The sequence below is a fragment of the Scytonema sp. NUACC21 genome, assembly GCF_054684315.1.
In genome coordinates, this window is sequence record NZ_BAAFZH010000108.1 from 381,366 (window position 1) to 405,606 (window position 24,241).

Here is a 24,241-nt window from a genome sequence, read left to right on the forward strand (position 1 = left end):
TTAGTAAAATAGGCAATGCCTACCCAATAAATTAAAGTCTGCTGCAATCGAGTATTGTAAAAATCTACATATTGAGTACTACTGAAAAGCAGCAGTTTTACCTAAAATCAACTAAGATGCCGAGCGCTAACGTTGGAGAAAACATCAATTTAACTCGGGATTGGAAGCCAAACACCAATCATGTTTTCGTGTTTATAGAAATTTTTGAACGCGAAGGAGGCATTCAATCCTATGTAAAAGATATTTTTAGAGCCTATCAAACATTCAGCGAACCTTTCCGTGCAGAAGTTTTTTTGCTAAGAGATAGTCCTAACGTATCAAATCCCTTTGAATCCAAACAATTAAAATTTCATTATTTCAAATCCCAATCTCCACACATCGAACGAGTCAGAATTTCGATAGCTTTACTCTCGTGTCTGTTACGAGGACGACCGCAACACGTCTTCTGCGGTCATGTTAACCTTGCACCCCTCGTAAGTATGTTTTGCCAACCTCTTGGAATTCCCTATACGGTAATGACTCATGGCAAAGAAGTTTGGCAACCGTTACCCAAAGCTATGAAATTAAGCTTGCAAAAAGCAACAAACATTTGGGCGGTCAGTCGCTACACTTGTCAAGTCGCCTGTGCTTCTAACGACTTAGACCCCAGTAAAGTGAAAATCATGCCTTGTGCAGTAAACGGCGATCGCTTTACACCAGGTTCAAAGTCACCTGCACTCATAGAACGTTATGGTTTAGCAGGGGCAAAAGTGTTAATGACGGTGGCGCGGCTTTGGTCGGGCGATATATATAAAGGTGTGGATATCACTATTCAAGCATTACCACAAATAGCTAGTGTTTTCCCAGAAGTCAAATATTTGGTGATCGGTCGTGGTGATGACCAACCAAGATTAGCGCAACTGGCAAAAGATGCAGGTGTCAGCGATCGCGTTATCTTTGCTGGATTTGTTCCTACAGAAGAATTAATAGAACACTACCGCCTTGCCGATGCCTACGTCATGCCTTCCCAAGAGGGATTTGGTATTGTGTATTTGGAGGCAATGGCTTGTGGTGTGCCCGTGCTATCCGGTGATGCTGATGGATCGGCTGACCCATTACAAGATGGTAAGCTGGGATGGCGAGTCCCACACCGCGACGAAAAAGCGGTAGCAGCAGCTTGTATAGAAATGCTCAAAGGAGAAGACCAACGTTGTAACGGGGAATGGTTGAGACAACAGGTACTCAATTTATTTGATATGAATGCTTTCTACAGACGGTTAAAAGAGCAACTTTTGTCCTAAGTCCTTTGCCTGAGTGATTTGTAACTAAAAACTAAGGACTTATGACTCATGACTAATAACTCGTGAATAAAATCGCTATTGTATAAGGAGAGCAAGACGATATTTAAAAAATGAGCCTTAAAACTTTTCAGGTTAATCTGTCTAATCTCCGCCCTTGGCTGACTGTGCTAATCGTCATGTGGTTGCTAGGAACCCTGGGCTTGGGCTGGCTGGTTAATTCCGTATTAATTATTGTTGGGCTACTGTTGTTGGCACCTATTCTTGCCGTTTTTGGGTTTCGCCTGTGGCTGCAACGTAACTTAGTGAGCGATCGCTGTCCCGTTTGTCATTATGAATTCACAGGTTTAAATCAAACACAGTTACAGTGTCCTAATTGTCAGGAACAGTTGTCGGTGCAGAACGGTCATTTTCGACGCTTTACACCAGATGGCACTATTGATGTCACAGCAACGGCTGTTGAAGTACAAAGCCAAGTCCTTGAAGAGTAGTTGACCTCGCGTCTGTGCCAAAATCGTGCAAATGCAATTCTTGTGATGCAGGCTTTCACACCCCCATTCTCATAGGTAAGGGAGGCAGGGGGTGAGGTCGAGACAGTGCGCGATGTTTAACAGTTAAAACGCAACCAATCTCGCCCATCCCACAAAAACTGCTTTTTATGAAATACCTTGGGCGATTGTAAAGCATTCAAGAAGTTATTTGCTCGTTAATGTTTAGCCAGTTTTGGTCATACAAACGCTGCCAAGCTTTGCGAATATGTTCAGGCTTAAATAGCTTGCGCTTGCGATCTGCCCAGAGGGCAGGAGCGAAGCTATCGCTCCATTCATGTACCAGGGCAATTGCTTGCTCGCTATCTTGTGCTGGCTCAGATTCTTTAGTAGCAACCCAGTGAACTGTTGCTAACAGTTCCATGCCGTAAGGCGTTTCAAAGCCATATATGAGGTTACTTACTCGTTGTGAACGCTTCTGGGCTTCTGGTTCTGTGTCTAAAAAAGCTTTAGCTGCTTCTCTGCCTTCAGCCAATACATAGATTTCAGCACTTTCAGCTTTGCTAGTTCCATCACCGTAGCCCCGAATGTAATGCCCCTCAATATGTCTCAAGACGTGATTGAGGTTATTAGCGTAGGGACCATACAAATGTTTTACATAAGGTAGCTTTAAAGTTTCTCCAGCTTCTTGCAGGAAATAGGCAAGTTTTTGAATTTCTAGCTTGGTCAACTCATAACCAGGAATTCCGTAGGCTTCTAGCAAGTGAATTATTAAGGCACGACCACGGGTCATCTTGGGTTTGGTAGTCGCAACAGGCATTTTTTCGGCTGCTGGAGAGATTCAGTTGAAATAGCCGTGGCACTACACGTTTTCAAAAGTGACAACATCCCTTTGAATCAAACCATCAATCGTCGAGATTAGCTCATGTTCCAAGTAGGGCTTAGTTATGTAAGCCTTTGCTCCTAACTCCAGGGCAAGACGGCGATGTTTTTCAGAACTGCGAGAAGTCAGAACAGCTACAGGTATATTGGCTAAATTTGGATTTTGCCGAATCTGGGACAAAAGCTCAAAACCATTCATACGCGGCATTTCCAAATCGGAAATCATCACTTGTATATCAGGATGCTGTTGTAACTGTTCTAAAGCTTCTATGCCATTTTGGGCTTGTAAGATTTGATAACCAAATTTTTGCAAAGTCAAAGACAAAGTTTGGCGCAGACTAATGGCATCATCTACCACCAAAACCACCTTTGGTGTTTTGTAAATTGAATTTCGAGAAAGACTAAACTCTACTTTTGGAGCATTTATGGTTGAAGCAGGAGGTAGGGTGTGAGATTGCACAAATGACATGGGCAAAGCTTTCCTCTGAGAAGTGGAAGCTGCTGGCAATGCCCTGACATCAATTGCTGCTTGCATCTGATGAGATGTGTCTAACAGCAATGCACCATCAATCACTAAAATCAGGTTTCCATTTGCTAGGCTACTACAACCATAAACAAATTTTGGAGGAGAAATTGTTTGACCTAAAGGTCTAATAACTAGTTCTTGTTCGCCAATGATTTGGTCAACTTCTAAACCCAAAAGCCCTTGATTTTGTCTTATCAAAAGCACGGGATTTTTCATGACTGCTCCCGTGTCATCAGTCATTAATTTATTTTGAAGAGTACTAGTTCTAACAAAATAGTTGTTATAGTAAATCAACTCAGAAAGCGGGCATATGCTGATTATCCGTTCATCATTGCCCGTATTCCAATGTAAGACTTTTTTCCCTTCAAATTCCTTGATTGTATGAGCAGAGGGAAGTAATATTTTTTCGATACTGTCTAATAGCAAGGCATAAACAATACCCCCTGCTTGCACCAGCATTAATTTATCTGTTGTCATAGAAAAAGGAATTTTAAGTATAAATGTTGTTCCTTTGTAGGGAAATGATTGAACGGCTACTGAACCATTAAGAGAGTGTAATTGAGAGCGAACAATATCCAAACCAACACCGCGTCCAGAAATCTCACTTACCTTAATAGCAGTAGAAAACCCAGGTAAAAACAGTAACTCTAACAGTTCTTCTTCAGTTGGGGTAAAAGTGTAGTTTTTAGTAGCATTATCGGCTGATAGAAAACCAAGTTCAATTGCTTTGGTATAAATCTTCTCTAAATCTATCCCCTGACCATCATCCCTGACTTCAATAATTGTTTGGCTTCCCTGATGATAGGCGCAAATTTCGATTAAACCTCGTTCTGGTTTTCCAAACTCACGACGACGTTCTGGCAATTCAATACCGTGGTCGAAAGCATTGCGTACTAATTGCAACAAGGGATCGTAAAGCTTTTCAGCAATTGCTTTATCCACAAGCACTTGAGTGCCAGTCAGTTTCAAGTCTATAAGTTTGCCATACATATTGCCTAGGTTTTTTATCATCTGGGGGAACCTGTTGAGGATATTCTCCAAAGGCAACATTCGAGCCTCTACCAAGTTGTCAATTATATTAATTGTTAATCGCTGTTTTTTCTCCTGAATTTGAATGGATTGTTTGATGAGCAAATCAATCGAATCTGCCGTTTCTTGTAGTTGCAAAGATTCTTCTAATGCTGAGGATAATGTAACATTAAATTCTGTATAATTCTCCATTTCTAGGGAGTCAAAGTCTACATTAGCAAAGTTTTGCTTTTGTTTGGCTGCACAATTTTGCATTTGCAGTGGCAGTTCGCGTAGTTCGTTTAAAGTTTTTTGATGTCTTTGGAGTTGGTGGAATAATTGCTCAATAATTTCTCTGAGTTGTTCGTCATGTAAATTCCGCCGTCTTTGGTAGATTAGCAATTCTCCTGCCAAATAATTAAGCCGTTCCAATTCCTCTACATTCACTCGGATAAAAGAATTTTGTCGGGAATTATTCGCTGGCTGTTCTTGATTTTCTACTTGTTTGGAAATTTTTAGAGTAGAATCGGGAATGACTTCAATGACTTTTCCAGTTATCTCTGTAACTATTGGCTCTGGGATGGTTAAAGATTGGGCTATTTGTGCAGAATCATGACTTATAACTTCTTCACTTTGGGTTCTATCCACTTCAATGCTAGAAATTGAGCTTACTGTCTCTCCCCATATTGTCTCTATTAAGTTAGTTTCAGGCTGTACAAAATCAGGAGGCAATATTTCTTTGATTTCTAAAAGCTTTTGTAGTTTTTGACTGTTAAGCCAATTTTTATCTTGGGAGTTGATAGGAGAATTTTTTTTATATTCCTTAGATAAGAAATTAATTTTGTTTTGGAGATTTTTTATCAAATCATTATTGTCACCATAGTGAAATATGGCAACACTGAGAAGAACTTTTAAAATAATTCCTTGGCGATAAATACAAAGGCTTGGGCTGTCTTTTTCGTCTGGTAAGAATTCAAAGAATGGATTCAGCCAATTTTCAATACAATTATGTTTTTCCTGCGATTGCGGAATCAGCAGAGACAAACAAAGTTCCTGAGGTGGGACTTGTAGCTCGTGATTAAACCATCCTAAAATGTAACGGATGACTTTTAAATAAAACTTAGCTGTCGTAGGTTTTAAAGGCTGGTTTTTAGCAATGCCATATGTAATTAAGAATTCATAGAATTCACTAATTTCACTTCTTAGTTCGGTGGAAACAATGGATGGGTTAATAGATGGAATGGATGAGTTATCTATGGGCTTGACAGATATTTCTGTAACAAAATCTTTGATTTGAGAGAGTTGTTGCAAAGCGGGAGAAGGCTGTCCCCCAATGCTGCGATCGCCTGCCAAAATAGCTTCTTTTCCCTGTTGAAAATCTGCTAGGGCAAGTTCTGCAATTTTGAGTGTAGAAGTAGGATTAGCTTCCAGTGCAGCAAGAGTGGTTTGGGCAATGTCTCCAAACCCAGGCAAATTTAAAGATTCTGCCAAGCCGAGAAAGACTTCAGCTTGAGACCGCAAAAAATCAGCCAGTTCATTTGTATTTTGTGAGTTTTTAACTGCTTCAGCAATACTTTCTAGCCGTTGAGTAACTCCTGTCTCAAATATAGATTGCACAATATCAAATCCCAGTTCTACTGAAGTGGGGATATGAGTGCCAGTATTGAGAGCATCACCCAGTTTTTCATGTAACTGTGCAAATACAGAAGCCGCTCGTTGGAGAACTTCTTCATTATTAATACTGCTTCCTGTCAATTCAGCAGTTATTGGAAGACGAAGAGACTCATAGGCTTGTAGCAGTAGCGTTTGCAATTCGGCATCAATTACCACATCTGGGTTATAGAGAGCCCTAATTACATCCTCTAAAGAGTGGGCGATCTTGTTAATAACGTCTAACTCAACGATCGCAGCTCCGCCTTTGATCGTATGAGTTGCCCGCATTATATTATGTACTTTAGCAATACTGTAATTTTCTGGTAAGGTGAAAAGCTCCTGTTCAATCGTTTGGAGTAATTCTGGAGCTTCACTTAAGAAGTATGTATAGCTTTGTTCGCGAATTGAAACGTCAGTCATCATAAGTGGAAATGGAGAGTGGGGAGTGGGATATGGGGGGCTCCCCAATCCCGCGTCTTTTTAATTGACTTTAAATTTAGTCGCAGTTGCCAATAATTCCTGCGCCATACTTGATAGTTGTTGGAAAACCGTGGCAATTTCGTTAGATTTGGCAAAAGTCTTATTGGAAATTTCAGCAACATCTTTCATGGACGTTGTGACTGAAACAGATTGTGACATTTGTGTTTGAGTGGCTTCGGCAATCCCTTGGAGTATCTGAGTGATTTGACCGGTGGCGGCAACAATTTCATTGAGGTTTCGCCTAGTTTCATTCACTAGACTTGTGCCTTCCAGTACCTGCTGAATGCCTGTTTCCATAGCGACTGCGACTTCGCCAGTTTCTTCTTGAATCTCTTGGACTAATTTCTCAATTTCTATAGTTGCTGCTGCTGACTGGCGCGATAAAGAACGGACTTCATCTGCAACGACTGCAAAACCTTTACCATACTCACCAGCACGGGTTGCCTCAATAGCGGCATTCAAAGCTAAGACGTTTGTCTGAGTCGCAAAATTACCAATCAAATTCACGACTTTAGAGATTTTTTGTGAGGATTCGCTCAGGCGCTTAATCTTTTTGCTGGTTTGGGCAACGGTCTCTCGAATTGCCTGAATAGCTTCTACAGTCAGGTTCATTGCCCGATCGCCTGATTCTACTGTTTGGTTGGCTTTTTGCACTGCGACTTGTACCAATCCGGCACTATCAGCTACCGCTTGGGTAGAGTTGAGCATTTGTTGTAACTCGCTTAAAGCCACAGTAATTTCCTCAAACTGTTGCTGTGCCTGGTTTGTCAGTCCCCCCACCCCAACATTGCTACTGCTGGACGTTTCCGCGACTTGTTGGGCAGCATTTTGTACTTGGATAACAATCTGCCGTAAGGCTTGCAGGGTGTTGTTGTAGGCGTCAGCTATTGTGCCGAGGATGTCCTCCGTGATGGGCGCACGTACTGTCAAATCGCCGTTGAGAGCCGGTCTGACTGCTGTTAAAAGATGAATGGCTCCTTGTTGCAATTGCTCCTTAGCTGCTTTTTCTCGTTCGGCTGCTTCTGCAAGTTTTGCTGATTGTTCCTGTAGTTGTTGCAAATATTCAGCTTGTTGTAACGCAAGCCCCAACTGGTCTCCAATACGTGCTAATAGGTTGACTTCTATTTCTTCCCAGTCACGCGGTGCAGAATTTTGATATGCAGCAAGTAACCCCCACAATTTGGCTCCAGAGAATACAGGCGCAAGAATATAGGCTTTAGCTTCAAACTGCTCTAAAACCTCAACATGGCAGGGTGAGTGCCCAGCTTTATATATGTCATTCACAGCAAAGCTTTCACCTCTGGCGTAGCGACCCCCTTTGATGTCTTGCAAGTAAGTGTCTTCCCAAACGGTTTTGATATCCGGTCCTACCAGTTTTACCCATCCGCTAGCTACAGACTCTGTAATATACTCGCCACCCCAGTCAGGATTGAAGCGATAGACGGCTACGCGATCGCATCGCAGTAATTGGCGGACTTCTTGAGTCGTTGTTTTGAAAATAGTATCCACATTAGAAGATTGTCGGATGCGGTTGACGACCTTTGCCAGCGCTTTTTCTTGTTCAGCAATGTGAACGAGTTTCTCGGATTTCACACGCACTTGTTCTAGATATTCTGCTTGGGCGATCGCAACACCAAATTGCATACCAATCTGAGTCAAAAAGCTGACTTCCCAAGGTTGCCAATCACGAGGTGCAGAATTTTGATATGCTGCAAACAATCCCCACAATTTGGCTCCAGAAAATACAGGGACAATCACATAAGCTTTGGCTTCAAACTGCTCTAAAATCTCAATATGGCAGGGGGAATGACCGATTTTGTAAATGTCATTGACGGTAAAGCTTTCGCCTTTGGCATAGCGACCCCCTTGGGTGTCTTGCAAGTGGGTGTCTTCCCAAACTGTTTTGATATCTGGTCCTACCAGTTTTACCCAGCCACTAGCTACAGACTCAGCCACAAACTCACCACTCCAGTCAGGGCTAAAGCGATAGACGCCTACGCGATCGCAACGCAGTAATTGACGGACTTCTTGAGTCGTTGTTTGGAAGACTTTATCAATCTCTGATACTCTTAGAATTTTATCGACGACTTTAGCAACGGCTTTCCTTGCTTGTGTTTGCTGTTGCTGTTGTTTTTGAATGTCGATATGTTGCAATCTGTAGGTGAACTCTGTTGAAATTTGAGACAGTAGGCTGATTTCTTCCTCATGCCACTGGCGTGCTGCTGCACAATGATTGACCACCAGCAATCCCCAAATTTGACTTTCTACTAAAATTGGTAGGCTCAGACTCGCTTTGATTTGATATTTTTCTAATAGTTGCTTTTGATAGGGAGTGAGTTCTATAAGATTGATATCATCAATGACTACTGGCTCTAAATAGTCCTGACTTTTATTGAATCCAAAGGTAATATTTGGTAAATTGTCATCCTTAGTAGGTGTCCAACCGGATGTTCTTGATTCTTCTAAGACAACACCGGATTCTGGGGAATGAAAGTGATAAATGACAGTGCGATCGCAGCCGATTTTCTCTCTGATTTCTCTAGCAGTGACTTTAAGGAGCGTTTCAATATCTGAAGCTTGGCGCATTTGACTTATCGTGTATTGCAACTGTTGACGCCAAATTTTAAATCTTTGAGAAATTATATTTAATTCCGATATTTCCTTTTTTGAGTCGGAGTGACCGTTAGTATGATTATTTTCTTCTTGACTCACCAAATGTTCTGATTCTTGATTAACCTGATATAAAATTGTCATTTCATGCACCTCGAAAACTTTAATTTATTATAAAAACTTAATTGTGCAATTTCCACAAGGGATATTGGAGAATTGCTGTAGAATCTAGGGAGATAGTGATTTCCTCCAAATCATTAATAAAATATCCCTGTAAAAAAGGGGACATTTCTGAGGAAAATAATTTGATTTCTGGATGTTTCATTTGCATTGTATTGAGGAACTCAATATCCATGAGCTGCCGCACCAAGACTCCCAAGGATTTTCCTTCGCTTTGCAGCACAATCGCCATAAGTTTTGAAAACCGATTTGTTTCTTGGGAAAGTGGTGCGTAACCCAGCATCTCTTCTATATCAACCAACCAAAGCATTTCGCCTCGCCAGTTATAGGTACCCAACACACAACTGGGCATCTGAGGGACAGCACATATTTCTGCTAATGAAATTTGAAACACTTCTATAATGTGTTTTAAGGAAATAACTGCTGTATCTTTTGACCCTAAAATAAAACTTAAAAACTTTTGCTGTGTTTCCAAAATTTATTTTCCTTTGTCTTGATTAATATTGGTTTTTATGCGACAATTAAGGAGAGTATATCAATGAAAATTTGGAAAAAGAAAAATATTAATTCTTTATATTTTTCAATAAGCCTAATTTTTGAGATGTTTCAAAGTCAGCAAGAGTTCCTCGCGATCGATTGGTTTAGAAATATAAGCATCAGCACCTAACATAGAACCCCACATTTTATCAACATCAGTGTTTTTTGTAGAACAGAAAACTATTGGTATTTTGCTAGTACTGGGATCCGTTTTCAATTCACGACAAATTTCAAAACCACTTTTCCCAGGAAGAATAACATCAAGAACTATCACATCGGGCTTGTTCTTTTCTATTTTTTCTTGAACTTCTTCACCATTTGTGGCGCTAATCACGGAATAGCCCGCAAATTGCAAGTAACGAGTCAGAACTTGCATATCAGTCAAGGCATCCTCAACGACTAAAACAGTAGACATGGCAATCACCTTTTAAATTTGTTTAAGAAATAAAATTTGAATTGAGCAATCAATACAGAAATAATTTTTATCTTTATTCTATATTGCTATTTTTGTGTTTAGGTTCGGTAATACTACGCATAATCGCGCACTGGAACTTCAGTAAGAACTGCTGATGGAATCGCCAAATACTTACGTATTACAGCCAGGACTTTATCAGCCATAACTGGTTTGGTGATAAAATCAGTTGAACCAACGACTTTGGCACGAACTTTATCAAAAACACCATCACTGCTTGTTAAGATAATCACAGGTGTGTTGGCAAAGGTGGAAATTCGTCGCAGCTGAGCGCAAATTTCGTAACCACTCGCTACAGGCATGACCAAATCCAAAAAAATCAAGTCAGGTTTGCTCTGAATGAGTATTGGTAGGGCTTGCACAGAATCTTCAATCTTAAGCGACCTCAACCCATGTGAAATGAGAACCCCCTCTAGCATTTGACAAACCTGGGGACTATCATCCACGCAGGCTATTAAGGGAGCAGTTGATTTTGTTGGTTGAGTGGCAGTCTTTTTGTCTTTGACTCTAGTCACTTGTAAGGACAAGTCTGGGACTTCTACCAATTCAATGATTCCTTTTTGAATATAAGGAAGCAAGGAACGAGTTACAGGCAACACGGTTTGCTTCATTTTTACTGCTAAATCCCGCAGAGTGTGTTTGCCATTTAGTAGAGTCACAAAATGTTTGTAGACAGTTGCGCTGATTTTCTGCTCGAGGTGCTCTGGTTTTTGCAGTACTGGTGCTGAGTCAGGAGAAATACTCCCCAAACTAAATTCCAACCAAGTTTGCCAGGAATCTTCCATAAGCTTCATTGATGTGTCTGCACCTGTAAAATTGAAGAGTGGGTCGAGAACGACCTCTTGGCTTCGCTTGGAACTTGTAGATGCAAAACTTGCCTGCTGAGCTACGTCAAACAAAAGTTCTGCTATTGTATTGTCCACAATCGCTTTAATGGATTCTCGCCTAATTTTTCTGGTTTTATATAAGTAGGTTAAGAGTCGATAATCCCAGTAGTCTTTTGATATTTCTTCAATGCGTAATTGTATTTCCTCAGTTTTAATATCGGTACAATATCGAGCCATTTGTCTGTACCAACGTCGCAAGGGATGAGTTCCCCCCGTTGCCCAAACTATCCTTCCTAACCGATAGAAGAAAGTCCATGTTTGTCCTTTATTGTTCCTAATATCTAACTTGCCGCTGTACTGTAATTGGGTACAAGTTTTAAATTCCTCAAATGGGTTATTTGGTATTAGTAGTCCCTGTTGGCTCATGCTCGCTCCCTTTAATTAACAAATTAGCCATTGTGCATCCAGACGAGCCATAAAGTTAGGTAAGCAGCGAGCATATTATGAATGCTGGCAAATATGGCAAATCGTTCCGGATATTTGCTATTGATTCTGTATTTGTTTGTATATAGCAAGCTATCTCTTAATAAAATTTTGACGAAATCATATATTTACGTAAAGTATCTAGCGTAGAAATTGTTTTTACTACGCTAGCAACTTTTGCCAAAACCCCATTTTTCAAAAGAGTTGCTACGTTTTAAAATTTTAGATGTATCAGAATCTGCTTTTAAATATTAAACCCGTGTAACGAAAAATAAATCCGTGTAAGCTCTGAAGTCTGATTTACAGCATTTTTTTATTTTCTATATATTTTTATCACTATCTTTAATTTAGCTACAAAATCAATACAGTATTCCTGTTTTAGGGAATAAACTTGTAATAAGCTTTGCTCGCGCCCATTTAAAATATCCCAATTTAAACGGAATATTCCCAAATAAGTTTTTTAATATATCTGTGATTTTTTAGTAAAGATAAGTAGCCAGATATTTGAACAAAAATTCGCATTTATCAAGAACAAACCAAGGGCGCTGTTCGTAAATTAGATGTACTCTTAGCTGGCGACGAAACTTTTAAATACTTACGCACTACATCCATGACCTTATCAGCTGCTATGGGTTTGCTGACAAAGTATGTAGAGTTGACTACTTTGGCACGGACTCTATCTACAAGACCATCACTGCCCGTTATGATAACGACTGGTGTGTTTGCGAAGGCGGACACTCGTCGCAATTGAGCACATAATTCGTAACCACTAACAACTGGCATGACCAAATCTAGGAAAATCAAGTCTGGTTTCTGCTGAATGAGAGTTGGTAAAGCTTGCACGGGATCTTGAATTTTGAGAAACCTCAGCCCATTGGAGGTGATTATTTCCTCTAGCATTTCACAAACTTGGGGGCTATCATCTACGCAAGCTACCAGCGGGGCAGTTGGTGCTACTGGTTTGTTGGCGGTAGAGTTGTTTTGAGCTTCAATAACTTGTAAGGGTAGGTCAAGAACTTCTACCAGTTCAATAATTCCTTTTTGAATATAGGGCAGCAAGGAACGCGTAACCGACAAAAGGTTGTGATTCATTTTGACAGCTAAATCCCTCAGGGTATATTTGCCGTTCAATAAAGCCACAAAGTTTTTGTAAACAGATGAACTCACTTGTTGCTGGAGTTGTTCCGGTTGACGCAATATTGGTGCTAAATCTGGAAAAATATTCGCTAAACCATTTTCTACCCACATCTTCCAAGAGTCTTCTACCTGCTTGAGACAGAAATCGGTATTTGTGAAGCTCATGGGCGCTTCTAGGATAACTTCTTGACTTTGTTCGCAAGTCACGGGAAGAAAACTCGCCTGCTGTGCCATGTCAAGCAACACTTCAGCAATTGTGTTGTCCACAATAACTTTAACTTGTTCCCGTTTTAGTTTCTGTCTTTGATGCAAGACTGCTAAAAGACGATAATCCCATTGCTCAATTGATAAGTCCTCTACGCGGAACCGCATCTTATCAATATCCATATCGGGAAGATGTTGAAGCATATGTCTGCGCCAACGCCGACAAGGATGAGTTCCACCCGTTGCCCAAACTATTCGCCCCAGTCGATAGTAAAGGCTCCATTTATGTCCCTGAGAACTTTTGATTTCCAGTTTTCCACTATATTGGAGTTGAGAAGATGTTATAAATTTATTAAGCAAATTGTTAAGTGAAATTAATCCTGAGTGGTTCATGCTTTTTCCTTGTATTCATTCAGTAGTATTTCTGAACTCAAGACTAGCGATATTGCCAATCAAAAAAATTTTTAATTAATGAAAAAAAATGGTAACCCCGCTTGGATGGCTGCCATTAATGCGAGTCATTCTCAGAAACACGAATCCTTGCTACCATGGGTCGGTGCAGAATTAAGTCTATCCAAACTCCAAACCATGTTATTTTTCAAGACCGCTCATTTTAACTGAACCGTATCGTGTTATTTTGTGCTAGATATGTGGGCTTGCTCTAAGTCTAAAGCAAAAATTTATTTAGCTGTAATCATCTATCATAGGGATTGAATGGCTGAATCAAATCAGTGTAAATTCTGATTTATTTAACAATTGATTAGAAGTTTCTATGTAAAATGTCTGCGTTTATTCAAGTACCAATATTTATTAACTTTAAGAAAGATACAAAATTCCTTTAAATACCTGAAGTGTTGCTTTTGGCGACTGATGACAGAATATTCAGCTTTACACTGCACAAAAATTATTGTTTTAGTATATTTAGATTTCACCAGCCCTGTGGGTGATACGGAGAGTTGTGTTTAACTGACCATTAAGTCAATTTTAGTCTTGTAGGGCAGTTCTCAATGGTGAGGTTGTTTGAAGGTAGAAAGCTTTAGTTAGCTTGAGAGGTTTTGAACTCTTGTACTTTAATAATTGTATACGATCTTAATATATTTTAGCAATGAGATTGTGACTTATTTCAAGGTAACCTAATGCTAGGAACAGTTTGTTTGGAGTTAAGCAATAAGTTAAGTAGGGTAACACAAATAAAGTTAACTCATGAAGACCGTCCTTAGTCCTTAGTCCTTTGTCATTGGTAAGGATTTCGGCTTGGTTTGCATTTGTAACACAGCTCTATTTATTTCTGTCCACTTACTTATTTAGCTACAACTGCTAAAACAATTTTTAAGCTTGGCTGTGGCTTTTATAGCTTGTAACTGCTGCCCTAAGATTGCCTTGGTGTTCTGATAAGAGTTTTAAACCCTCCTCTTGCTCTAAACCAGTCCAATGCATCAAAAGCGCTAATTTTACCCATTTACCACTACGTTCTAACAAGAAACCAGCAGCTTCTCGACTTAAGCCTGTTAAGTCTTGTAAGATTCGCAAAGCGCGATCGCGTAACTTTTGATTGGTTACCGCTACATCCACCATGCGATTGCCGTAGACTTTGCCCAGTTTAACCATGACCCCTGTAGAAAGGATATTGAGAGCAAGCTTTGTGGCTGTACCTGCTTTTAAGCGAGTCGAACCAGCAAGTATCTCCGGTCCGGTCAATAAGCGAATATCAATATCGACATCAGCGCTCACTTGTTCGACAGGGACACAGGCGATAAATATAGTTGCTGCGCCCCTTTGACGGGCTGCGCCGATCGCACCTTGAACAAATGGCGTTGTACCACCAGCTGTAATACCAACGACAACATCAAGTTGAGTAATTTGGCGTTGAGCGATCGCCGCTTCTCCATCTTGAGCGCGGTCTTCTAAATCTTCGGAACTGCGGACTAATGCGCCAGCACCTCCTGCAATAATTCCCTGTATCATTTCTGGCGGCGTACAAAACGTGGGCGGACATTCTGCTGCGTCCAATACTCCTAACCTACCGCTTGTCCCCGCGCCAATGTAAAAAAGACGTCCCCCATGAGCTATACGTTCTGCAGTTATTTCAATCGCTTGTGCCAACTGAATTTTAGCCGCAGCGACAGCCGCCACTGCTTTTGCGTCTTCGCGATTAAATAATTCCACCAATTCTAAAGAACTGAGCTGGTCTAAGTTAAGACTGTCGGGATTGATTTGCTCAGTTAAAAGATGCCCGCGCTCCTCTAAATTTGTCATTTGTCCTTTGTCCTTTGTCCTTTGTCATTGGTGGATTGTCGGTTGTTGGTTGTTAGTCACTAATGACTGCTTACAATAACCCTTCTAACTTGCGGCGAATACTGTCTAGTTCCGACGGAGAAAAGTCCTCTGGTTTCTCCTCTGGTTGTTGGTTGCTAGCTATAGTTTCCTCTTGAGATTCTGGTTTCCAGTCGGGTTGATCGACATTGGTTTCTGGAGGAACGAGCAAATGACTGCTGTCACTAGGCACTATTTCCCAGTCATAGTTTGCACCTTCACAAAATTCTTTGACTTCCTCTGAATCAATTACCTCTACCGCAGGTGTTGGAAAGTCCTGAGCTTCTAACATAAGGGCAAAACGTGTAGCATCGTCTTCTGACTCGAACATCAGAACCTTATTGCGATCGCCCACCCGAATGGTATGAATCCCCTCATTTTCTGTTCCCGCATTAAACAGTAGTACAAAAACACGCATTTTGGTAGTCTTGTATTGTTGCATCTTGAGTTTAATCATACTTATTAATGTTGAGAGTTGACAGAGACTCAGCGGTCAAAGCCCAGCCCTTCAGCAAAACATACTTACAGTAGCAATCAAGGCGTGAAAAAAAAATGCACATCTATCTTTAAGCACGATCGCTAGTCCCGTATTGAGTATCGTCGGTTATCCTTGAGTAGGCATAGCCATGATTCTGCCAGCTAATGTTTATGGCTGTAGCAGGTACACCCGGTAAGTTAGCAGTGATACGAAATGACTAAGGCTTGCAATCCAGAACATCCCCCCAACTCCCCCCGTATTACCTTTGGTATAAAAAAGCGCACATGGTTCCTAATTTTTAGTAGGGGCGGCATTGCCTTGGGTGGGTTTTTGGTTGTTGGAATAGCAGGCGGAACATGGCGACTGTGGAATTTTATTCATCAAGAGTTAGTGCCACTGGCTGAAACTAGCCTGACAACAACACTTAACCGCCCGATAGAATTGGGACAAGTCAAAGGTTTTTCTCTGACAGGAGTGAAATTTGGGGCTTCAGCTTTACCTGCAACACCTACAGATACGGATAAAGCTACCGTTGAGGCGGTGGAAGTGGGTTTTGACCCGTTGCAGTTGCTATTAACCAGAAATTTAAAGCTAGATGTTACCCTAGTCAACCCCGATATTTATATTGAACAGGACGAACAAGGAAATTGGGTAACCACCACCATTGCACCGCCCGGTAAAGAAGGACCGATTAAAACCGATTTAGATAAGCTTCGGCTTCGCAACGCCCGGTTAGTTTTAGCACCACGTCAGATGGAGAGTGGTAGACAAGGGGAGAAGGGGATAAGTGTTGTAGAATTTTCAGAAATCAATGGAACTGCCCAATTTCTGGAAAACAACGCGCTGATTAAATATAATGTCACCGGGTTACCAAAAACTGGTGGTAACATTTCCATTGACGGGGAGACTCGTCCCAAGACATTGGCATTTGAAACCAACTTACATTTACGAGGAGATTTGCTGGCAAAAGACGTCTCTCGTCTGATAAAATTGCCAATTTTTTTACAGGATGGTCGAGTTCAAGCCGACTTAAAGATTCCAAAGCTTCAACTGAGACAGCAGCCAGGGAAGGCGCAAAATCCGTGGATATACGGAACCGCCCGATCACAAGAGGTAACACTTCAGATTCCCAAAATGCCACAAGCATTTATGAAATCTGTAGGGAATTTGCAGTTTAATGGCAGCCAAATTCAGTTAGATAATGTTGCTACTTATTACGGCAAAATTCCCCTCATAGCCAACGGTATTATTGACACTGAAGCAGGCTTTAAGTTAGGAGCACGTGTCAATGCTGTGAATGTTGCCACAGCCCGAGAAACTCTTAACATACAATTGCCTTTCCCTACTATTGGGGCAGTTAGAGCAGATTTACAAGTCATTGGTTCGGCAGAGAAACCTATCCTATTGGGTTCGGTTGCTACCATCAGACCCGCAAAAATTGACAAAGTAGATTTTGATAGCATCCGCGCCCAGTTTGAGTTTTCTCCTGTTGCTTCCGTCATGACCTTTAAAAACATTCAGGGCAAAGCAACAGTCGGTGGTGAAGTTACGGGGTCTGGGAAACTTGAACTCGGTCAAATTCCCCAACTTAACTTTAATTTTCAAGCAAAGAATATTTCAGGGGATGCGATCGCTTTTCTCTACGGTACGCAACCTCCAATTCAAATTGGCAAAGTTTCAGCGGTAGGCAAATTAACAGGTAGCCCCGAAAAGGTTCAGACTTCCGTGGAATGGCAAGCACCCCAAGCCACTTACCCTGCAACGGGTGAACTCACTGTCGCACCGGATAAAACTGTTTCATTCCGCAATGTTGCTCTTAGTGTGGCTGGCGGAACAGTACGGGCTTACGGAACTTGGAATGAGCAGCAATGGCAAGCAGTAGCAGATGCCTCTAGAATTGAGGTACAACGTTTTGTCAATCCGTCTCAAGCACAAAATATCTCCCTCAATGATGCACGGTTCAACGGTCGTCTGCGCCTGTCAGGAACCTCAGCCCCATTTCAAATCGCGACCATTCGTCCTGAAAATGCGAGAGTCCAACTTGCTGGGGGTACAGTTAAAGTTTCTAACCTCCAGTTTGGAGAGGAAAACTTTTCCGCACAACTGGTTGCGGATAATATCAGGTTGGGACGTTTGTTGAAAACTCCGATACCCCCTGCTTTAACAGGAGCCCTATCAGGTCAAGTACAAGTATCGGGAAATAGCAGTAACTTTGATATCAAAACTTTCCGTGCTAGTGGTTCTGGGCTTATAGGAGTTGGTAATGGAACGGTAAAAGCCGACCAGATCCAAGTTGAAAATGGTTTGTATCAAATGCAACTTCAAGCTAATGATGTAGCGTTGCAGGAGTTAGCAGAATTACCTAGAGAATTCCACGGGAAGTTAACCGGTCAATTCAATGTAGCTGGTTCTGTGGAATCTTTCCAACCACAAGCTATCTCAGCAGTCGGTCAAGCACGGGTCAAAATTGCAGATGGCACGGTAAATGCTGCTAATATTCAACTGGCTAATGGTCGATATCGAGTACAACTCCAAGCTAATGATGTAGCGTTGCAGCGACTAGTACCGCAGTTACCCCCACAGTTTCGAGGAAGGTTAACTGGTTTATTTAATGTGGCGGGTAGCGTTGGCTCATTTAGCCCGCAAGCTATCCAAGCTATCGGTCAGGCAAGGGTCAATTTTGGTAGCGGTACGGTCACAGCCTCCAATATTCAAGTCGCTCAAGGTCGCTACCAGGCGCAACTTCAAGCACAAAATATACCTTTGCAGCGATTGACACAGTTGCCACCGCAGTTTTACGGAAGTTTAACGGGTCGGTTGACTGTTGCTGGTTCCTTAGAACCGACACAAATGCAAAGGATTCAAGCCGTTGGTCAAGCAAAAGTTAATGTCGCAGGTGGTACGATCGCTGCTTCTAACATTCAAGTGGCTAATGGTAGCTACCAGGCTTTTGTGGATGCGGCTGGTGTGGAATTGAAACGATTTTCGCCGGATTTGCGCGGTTTGTTCCGTGGGAGATTACAATTGGCAGGCAAGGTGGGGGGTTTTAATATAGCTGATGTCCGTGCTGTAGGTAAGGTACAGTTTTCCCAAGGGATCTCTGTTATTGAGCAACCACTTACGGCAACGATTGGCTGGGATGGACAAAAAGTCACTGTTGAAAAAGCGACTTCCCCAGAGTTAAATGCTAACGGTTATATCTTGGCTAAATCTAATGCTACTGGTATGCCGGAAATCACTGGTTTAAATCTCAATGTCCAAGCACAAAATCTCAATTTGCAAAAGTTACCTTTAAATCTTCCCAATGCGGCAACTTTAGTAGGCAAAGCAGATTTTGGTGGCAGAATCAGTGGGAAACTTCCAGTACCAGATATACAAGGGCAACTGAGATTGCGAGATTTGGCAGTCAATCAGATATCTTTTGAGCCAGTGTTAACCGGAAATATCCAGCTGGTACAGGGACAGGGCTTTAATTTAGATGTGGCAGGAAATCGCGATCGCATTGCACTGAATGCAGATGCCAAAGGTAACAATAAAGACGCGCCATGGCGGGTCTCTACGTTTAATGTTCGGTGGCAAGATGCTTTGGCATCCGGTGAATCTAAAGGGGATGTTTTGGCAATGAAGGTGGCAAACTTCCCGCTAAAAATATTAAATGTAACTCCTCCCCCTAGTGCTCGCCTTGGGACTGGTGCGATCGCAGGGCTATTAACTGGAAATGTGGAATTTAATCAGAAGACATTTGCAGCCCAAGGGAATTTTGCAATTGATAAACCGCAGGTCGGTAGGATTAAGGGCGATCTCTTGAGTGCTCAATTCCGTTATGGGGATGGGAAAGCGATCCTGAGCAACAGCGAATTTGCTAAAGGAGTGAGTCGATATGCCCTAGCAGGTACTTTTACTCAAACTGCTAAAGGTCCGCAAATACAAGGTAAGCTCAACGTCACTAAAGGTGAAATTCAGGATCTCCTCACTGTACTGCAGTTATACGAATTACAAGATGTTCAACGCGGTATGGTAGAGCCAAGTTACGCTACCGCCGCCGATTTGAGAACTATCAACCCAGTTGGTTTGCCCAATCAACCTTTAATAGCGCAAATTCAGCGCTTGACTGAAATTGAATATCTCCTAGAACAACAGCAACAAAAACGGCGAGAAGCCTCTCCCCTACCAGAATTAGCGGATTTAAACGGTACTTTCAGCGGAGAAGTCAGCGTAGATACTGCAACAGCAAATGGATTGTACGCAAACTTTAATCTTAACGGTCAAAACTTTGCTTGGGGTAGGGGAGATGACCCAGAGCGTTACTATAAAGCCGAACAAGTAATTGCCCAAGGTAAATTTGAAAATGGGGTTTTGACGTTGTTACCTTTGCGACTTGAGTCTGAGAACAGGCTCATTGCTTTCACAGGTAACATTGGCGGCAAAGAACAGACCGGTCAGTTACGGGTAACAAATTTCCCCATACAGGTTTTAAATAATTTTGTGAAATTACCAGTTGGTTTAACAGGTAATCTCAATGCCACAGCAGCTTTGGCAGGTAGCGTTAACAATCCACAAGCCAAAGGGGAATTGGAAATCACGGAAGGAACATTGAATCAGAAGGGAGTTGATTCAGCAAATGCGAGTTTCAGCTATAACAATGGTCGCCTGGATTTTGGCAGCATTGTTGCAACTTCTGGTAAAGAGCCAGTGAACATTAGCGGTAGCATACCATACAAATTACCTTTTGCCACCGTAGCACCAGATAGCGATAAAATTAGTCTGGATATGAAGGTCAAAAATGAAGGTTTAGCAGTTTTAAATCTGTTAAACAATCAAGTCGCATTTGAAAGTGGTGAGGGAGAAATAGACCTCAAAGTGCGGGGAACTTTACAACAGCCCACTCTTAACGGAATTGCGACTATCAGTAAGGGGATCTTTTCATCCCAAGCTTTACCAGGAAAGATTACAGACGTTATAGGAAAGGTAAACTTTGATTTTGACCGTGTTATTGTGAACAATCTTCAAGGTCAATATAATAACAAGGGCGCGATAGAAGCAAAAGGACAAATTCCCATTTCCAGCCAGGGAAAACTAGAAAACCCCCTCACAGTTAGTCTGCAACAGTTAGCAGTGAATCTGAAAGGGCTGTACCAAGGAGGAGTTGGCGGTAACTTAGAGATTACAGGTTCTGCTCTTAGCCCCATAATTAGCGGTCAAATGGAATTAGATAATGGTGAGGTGTTGCTAGCAGAATCCACTGATGGTACGACAAGCCCTGGAATGAGTACTGCAATCAGTAGTATAGACGATACACGTATCAAACAAAACAAGCAAAAAACACCTGAGCCAGAAACCACAGAAACCAGCTTAAAGAACCTGCAGTTAAATCTGGGCAAAAATGTAAAAATTACCCGCCAACCTATTCTCAGTTTCCGGGCAACTGGTACCCTGAATGTTAACGGGCTGTTGAGCCAGCCAGTCCCAGAAGGAACAATCCGGCTGAAGGAAGGAAGCGTAAATTTATTTACAACCAGGTTTAACCTTGTTCACGGTTACGGGCATAAGGCAATATTTAGAGAAAATCAGCCACGGGACCCAGATTTAGACATTCAACTGTTTGCCAAAGTGCTTGATGTGACTCAAGGCACTGACTTGAACAGAGCAGGTACTACAGGGTTAGCATCTTTAGAGACGGTGCGTGTTGAAGCCAGGGTCGAAGGTCCTGCAAGTCAACTCGATAAAAATCTTGAATTGGTAAGTTCTCCCGCACGCAGCCAAACAGAAATCGTTGCCCTGCTAGGCGGTGGGTTTATAGATACAGAAGGGCGCGGTGGTGACAGTACCCTAGGACTTATCAACATAGCAGGGTCAGCTGTTTTGAATAATTTACAGGGTCCGCTGAACCAGCTTGGGGCTGCATTGGGCTTAAGCGAATTGCGTATATTCCCAACGATTCTCTCTGATAATCCAGAAGCAGGTCGGAACAGTTCTAGCTTGGAGTTAGCAGCAGAAGCAGGAGTGGATCTTACCCGCAGGATTTCTGTTTCCGGTCTTAAGATTTTAACCACTGGCGACCCGGTGCAGTGGGGTGTTAATTACCGCCTCAGTGACTCGATTCGTCTCCGTGGTACTACCAATTTTTCTGATGACAATCGTGCCGTTGTTGAGTATCAAAATCGGTTTTGATGGCAGGTTGAAGGATGCGATCTGCTCCTATGCTGTAGCGAAGCGATCGCATTTGCAAGAGGTCTAATAAAAGCAAACCAAAATCAGAAAGATATTATGACCCAAGCCCTAACAAAAATAGTAACTTTTGATGAATTTATTAGCTGGTATCCAGAAAATTATGGGGTACGCTATGAACTGCATAATGGGGAAATTGTCGAAATGTCGCAACCTACAGGGAAACATGAAAAAGTCAAAGGTTTTTTGATAAGAAAGCTATCTGTTGAGTTTGACCGATTGAATTTACCTTATTTTATCCCCAATCAAGCAATAGTCAAACCGCCTAACAAAGAGTCAGGTTACTTCCCAGATGTATTAATACTAAATGATATTGCTAATGAAACGTAAGGCGAGACACAGGTTGGGGTGGTTTTGGTTTGCAATTCCTGCGTTGGATCGTCAAGTCATAACTCAGCAGAAACAATTAGCTTGAGTTTTCGGATACGCCGTGAGGCTAAGCGTATACAGATAATGCTAGTCTTGCGATTTTTATTTTTCAGCTATTATGACTTTGTTGCAGTCCTCGCAGCCAACTAAAGAAAGAGATATACGTACAGTTGGGCGGGCTTACCAGCCCTTGTCTTTTATTTTACTTGCTCTATTACTAGTTACTGGTATTGGTGCCCGTTTGGCATATTTGCAAGTTCTGGAAGGACCAAAACTCCGGAAAAGAGCAGAGTCAAACCGGGTTCGGATGATTCCCAAACAACCGGAACGAGGCAATATCTTCGATCGCAATGGGAAAGTCTTAGCCACAACACGCTATCCCCGTTCTGTGTACCTATGGCCAATGGCGCATACAAAGGCATCATGGTCGATTGTGGGTCCGCGCTTGTCTAAAATTCTGAACAAACCTGAAGAGGAAATTATCGAAAAATTGGAAGAAGCAGGTGCTAATTCCTCTCTCGTGCGAATTGCCCGCGACCTGAACGAACAGGAAATTACGGCATTAAAAGAGTATGAAAACGAACTACCAAATGTCGAGGTACATACGGAAGCCGTTCGCCACTATCCCCACGGGCAGGCGTTAGCTCATGTATTGGGTTATACACGTGAGTTGACTGCCGAACAGCTAAAAGAAAAGAAAACAGAAGGCTATCGACTCGGCGATGTTATCGGTCAGATGGGTGTGGAAAAAGCCTATGAAAAAACATTGCGAGGGGAATGGGGCGGTCAGCAAGTAGAAGTGGATGGCAGAGGTCGCCCAATCCGCGTGTTGGGAGAAAAACAGGCAAAGGCGGGCAACGACCTCCATTTAACCTTAGATTTAAACGCGCAATTGGCAGCCGAAAAAGCTCTGAAAGGTCGTAATGGTGCTGTTGTGGCGCTTGACCCAAATAACGGCGGTGTTTTGGCAATGGTGTCCCATCCCGGTTTTGACCCAAATATTTTTTCCAAACAAAGACTTTCTAAAAAAGACTGGGAAAGCGTACAAGGTAAAGACTATCCCTTGCTCAACCGTGCGGTCAGTAGCGTTTACCCACCCGCGAGTACATTCAAAGTTGTGACTGCAACGGCTGGGCTGGAATCCGGTAAATATTCTCCCAACACGGTACTGCAAACTTTCGGTTCTCTCACTGTTGGTGGGGTAACCTTTGGTGAGTGGAACCACAAGGGATTTGGTCCTTTGGGTTTTGCAGGGGCTTTAGCATGGAGTAGCGATACTTTCTTCTACCAAGTTGGTAGAGCAGTTGGCGGTCCAAAGTTGATTGAATGGACGCGTAAATACGGTTTTGGTGAGAAAACGGGTATAGAGTTTGAATCCGAAGAAGCCAAAGGAAACGTTCCCGACGAAGCATGGAAGCGAAGAGTATGGAAGATGCCTTGGACTGTGGGCGACAGTATCAATATGTCTATCGGTCAAGGTGCTTTACAAACCACACCGCTACAAGTTGCTGTGATGTTTGCCGTTCCTGCGAATGGTGGTTATCGAGTTAAGCCCCATTTGCTGAAAGATAACGAACAAGCATCCAACTGGCGCACATCTTTAAATATGAAGCCATCAACCATCAAAGTTCTCCGTGATGGGTTGCGGAAGGTCGTATCTGAGGGTACGGGTGCGGCGCTGAGGGTGCAAACAATCCCTCCAACCGCTGGTAAAAGCGGTACTGCTGAGGCATGGAAGGGTCGTGAGAAAGCCAACCATGCTTGGTTTGGGGCATATGCTCCTGCTGATAAGCCGGAAATTGTGGTTTTAGCCTTTGCCGAACACTCTGGCGGCGGTGGCGGTAGCGTTGCGGCTCCGATAGTGTTGCAAGTTATGGAAGAATATTTCCAGAAGAAGTATCCTGGTAAGTACCAAAAACCGCAGGTTGAGAATCCACAACAAAAGACTCAGAACTCAGGAAACAGTCGGCGGAATTAGCGCTTGGTTGGGTCAAAACCCTCACTTTTTAGGTGAAAACTCCTGTAATTTGGTAATAGGAGGGCGAACAACCGTTTGGGCGAACAACCGTTCGCCCCTACTTAGGCGATC

Annotated in this window: 13 protein-coding genes and 1 pseudogene; 5 read left to right on the forward strand and 9 right to left on the reverse strand. The window is 42.3% G+C overall.

Features of this window, described 5'->3' with window-relative positions; genetic code table 11:
• Positions 1-116: 116 nt before the first annotated feature.
• Both ACYRY3_RS42100 and ACYRY3_RS42105 read left to right on the forward strand, forming a co-directional pair.
• The gene (locus ACYRY3_RS42100) at positions 117-1,280 is read left to right on the forward strand and encodes a glycosyltransferase (protein WP_460207787.1); all 1,164 of its coding nucleotides are present in this window, start codon (positions 117-119) and stop codon (positions 1,278-1,280) included.
• A 110-nt stretch (positions 1,281-1,390) separates the two neighbouring features.
• The gene (locus ACYRY3_RS42105) at positions 1,391-1,768 is read left to right on the forward strand and encodes a hypothetical protein (protein WP_460207788.1); all 378 of its coding nucleotides are present in this window, start codon (positions 1,391-1,393) and stop codon (positions 1,766-1,768) included.
• Between the two features lie 196 nt (positions 1,769-1,964).
• Here ACYRY3_RS42105 and ACYRY3_RS42110 read toward each other — a convergent pair whose 3' ends face one another.
• The 9 genes from ACYRY3_RS42110 to ACYRY3_RS42150 all read right to left on the reverse strand — a co-directional run bounded on the left by ACYRY3_RS42110 (position 1,965) and on the right by ACYRY3_RS42150 (position 15,495).
• Positions 1,965-2,585: a hypothetical protein gene (locus ACYRY3_RS42110; RefSeq protein ID WP_460207789.1), complete on the reverse strand. Its 621-nt coding sequence runs from the start codon at positions 2,583-2,585 to the stop codon at positions 1,965-1,967.
• Positions 2,586-2,627: 42 nt separating this feature from the next.
• Positions 2,628-6,257 (reverse strand): hybrid sensor histidine kinase/response regulator, encoded by a 3,630-nt coding sequence (locus ACYRY3_RS42115; protein ID WP_460207790.1) that lies wholly within the window; start codon positions 6,255-6,257, stop codon positions 2,628-2,630.
• A gap of 57 nt (positions 6,258-6,314) precedes the next feature.
• On the reverse strand, positions 6,315-9,068 hold the full coding sequence (locus ACYRY3_RS42120) for a GAF domain-containing protein (protein WP_460207791.1): 2,754 nt from the start codon (positions 9,066-9,068) through the stop codon (positions 6,315-6,317).
• A 37-nt stretch (positions 9,069-9,105) separates the two neighbouring features.
• Positions 9,106-9,579 carry a chemotaxis protein CheW gene (locus tag ACYRY3_RS42125; protein WP_460207792.1) on the reverse strand — a complete coding sequence of 158 codons (474 nt, stop codon included), beginning with the start codon at positions 9,577-9,579 and terminating at the stop codon, positions 9,106-9,108.
• A 114-nt stretch (positions 9,580-9,693) separates the two neighbouring features.
• A complete protein-coding gene (locus tag ACYRY3_RS42130) occupies positions 9,694-10,056 on the reverse strand; it encodes a response regulator transcription factor (protein ID WP_460207793.1) in 363 nt (120 codons plus the stop codon).
• 113 nt (positions 10,057-10,169) lie between these two features.
• Positions 10,170-11,366, reverse strand: coding sequence for a response regulator (locus ACYRY3_RS42135; RefSeq protein WP_460207794.1), 1,197 nt, complete (start codon positions 11,364-11,366; stop codon positions 10,170-10,172).
• A gap of 582 nt (positions 11,367-11,948) precedes the next feature.
• Positions 11,949-13,157, reverse strand: coding sequence for a response regulator (locus ACYRY3_RS42140; protein ID WP_460207795.1), 1,209 nt, complete (start codon positions 13,155-13,157; stop codon positions 11,949-11,951).
• Positions 13,158-14,093: 936 nt separating this feature from the next.
• Positions 14,094-15,020: an N-acetylmuramic acid 6-phosphate etherase gene (murQ, locus tag ACYRY3_RS42145; RefSeq protein ID WP_460207796.1), complete on the reverse strand. Its 927-nt coding sequence runs from the start codon at positions 15,018-15,020 to the stop codon at positions 14,094-14,096.
• 70 nt (positions 15,021-15,090) lie between these two features.
• Positions 15,091-15,495, reverse strand: coding sequence for a DUF3110 domain-containing protein (locus ACYRY3_RS42150; protein ID WP_460207797.1), 405 nt, complete (start codon positions 15,493-15,495; stop codon positions 15,091-15,093).
• 273 nt (positions 15,496-15,768) lie between these two features.
• Here ACYRY3_RS42150 and ACYRY3_RS42155 point away from each other — a divergent pair, with 273 nt between their 5' ends.
• The 3 genes and pseudogenes from ACYRY3_RS42155 (at position 15,769) to mrdA (ending at position 24,130) form a co-directional block, all read left to right on the forward strand.
• On the forward strand, positions 15,769-21,726 hold the full coding sequence (locus ACYRY3_RS42155; protein ID WP_460207798.1) for a translocation/assembly module TamB domain-containing protein: 5,958 nt from the start codon (positions 15,769-15,771) through the stop codon (positions 21,724-21,726).
• A 96-nt stretch (positions 21,727-21,822) separates the two neighbouring features.
• Positions 21,823-22,101, forward strand: a pseudogene (locus ACYRY3_RS42160) (Uma2 family endonuclease); the annotation flags it as partial.
• Positions 22,102-22,270: 169 nt separating this feature from the next.
• Positions 22,271-24,130: a penicillin-binding protein 2 gene (gene mrdA / locus ACYRY3_RS42165; protein ID WP_460207799.1), complete on the forward strand. Its 1,860-nt coding sequence runs from the start codon at positions 22,271-22,273 to the stop codon at positions 24,128-24,130.
• Positions 24,131-24,241 lie beyond the last annotated feature (111 nt).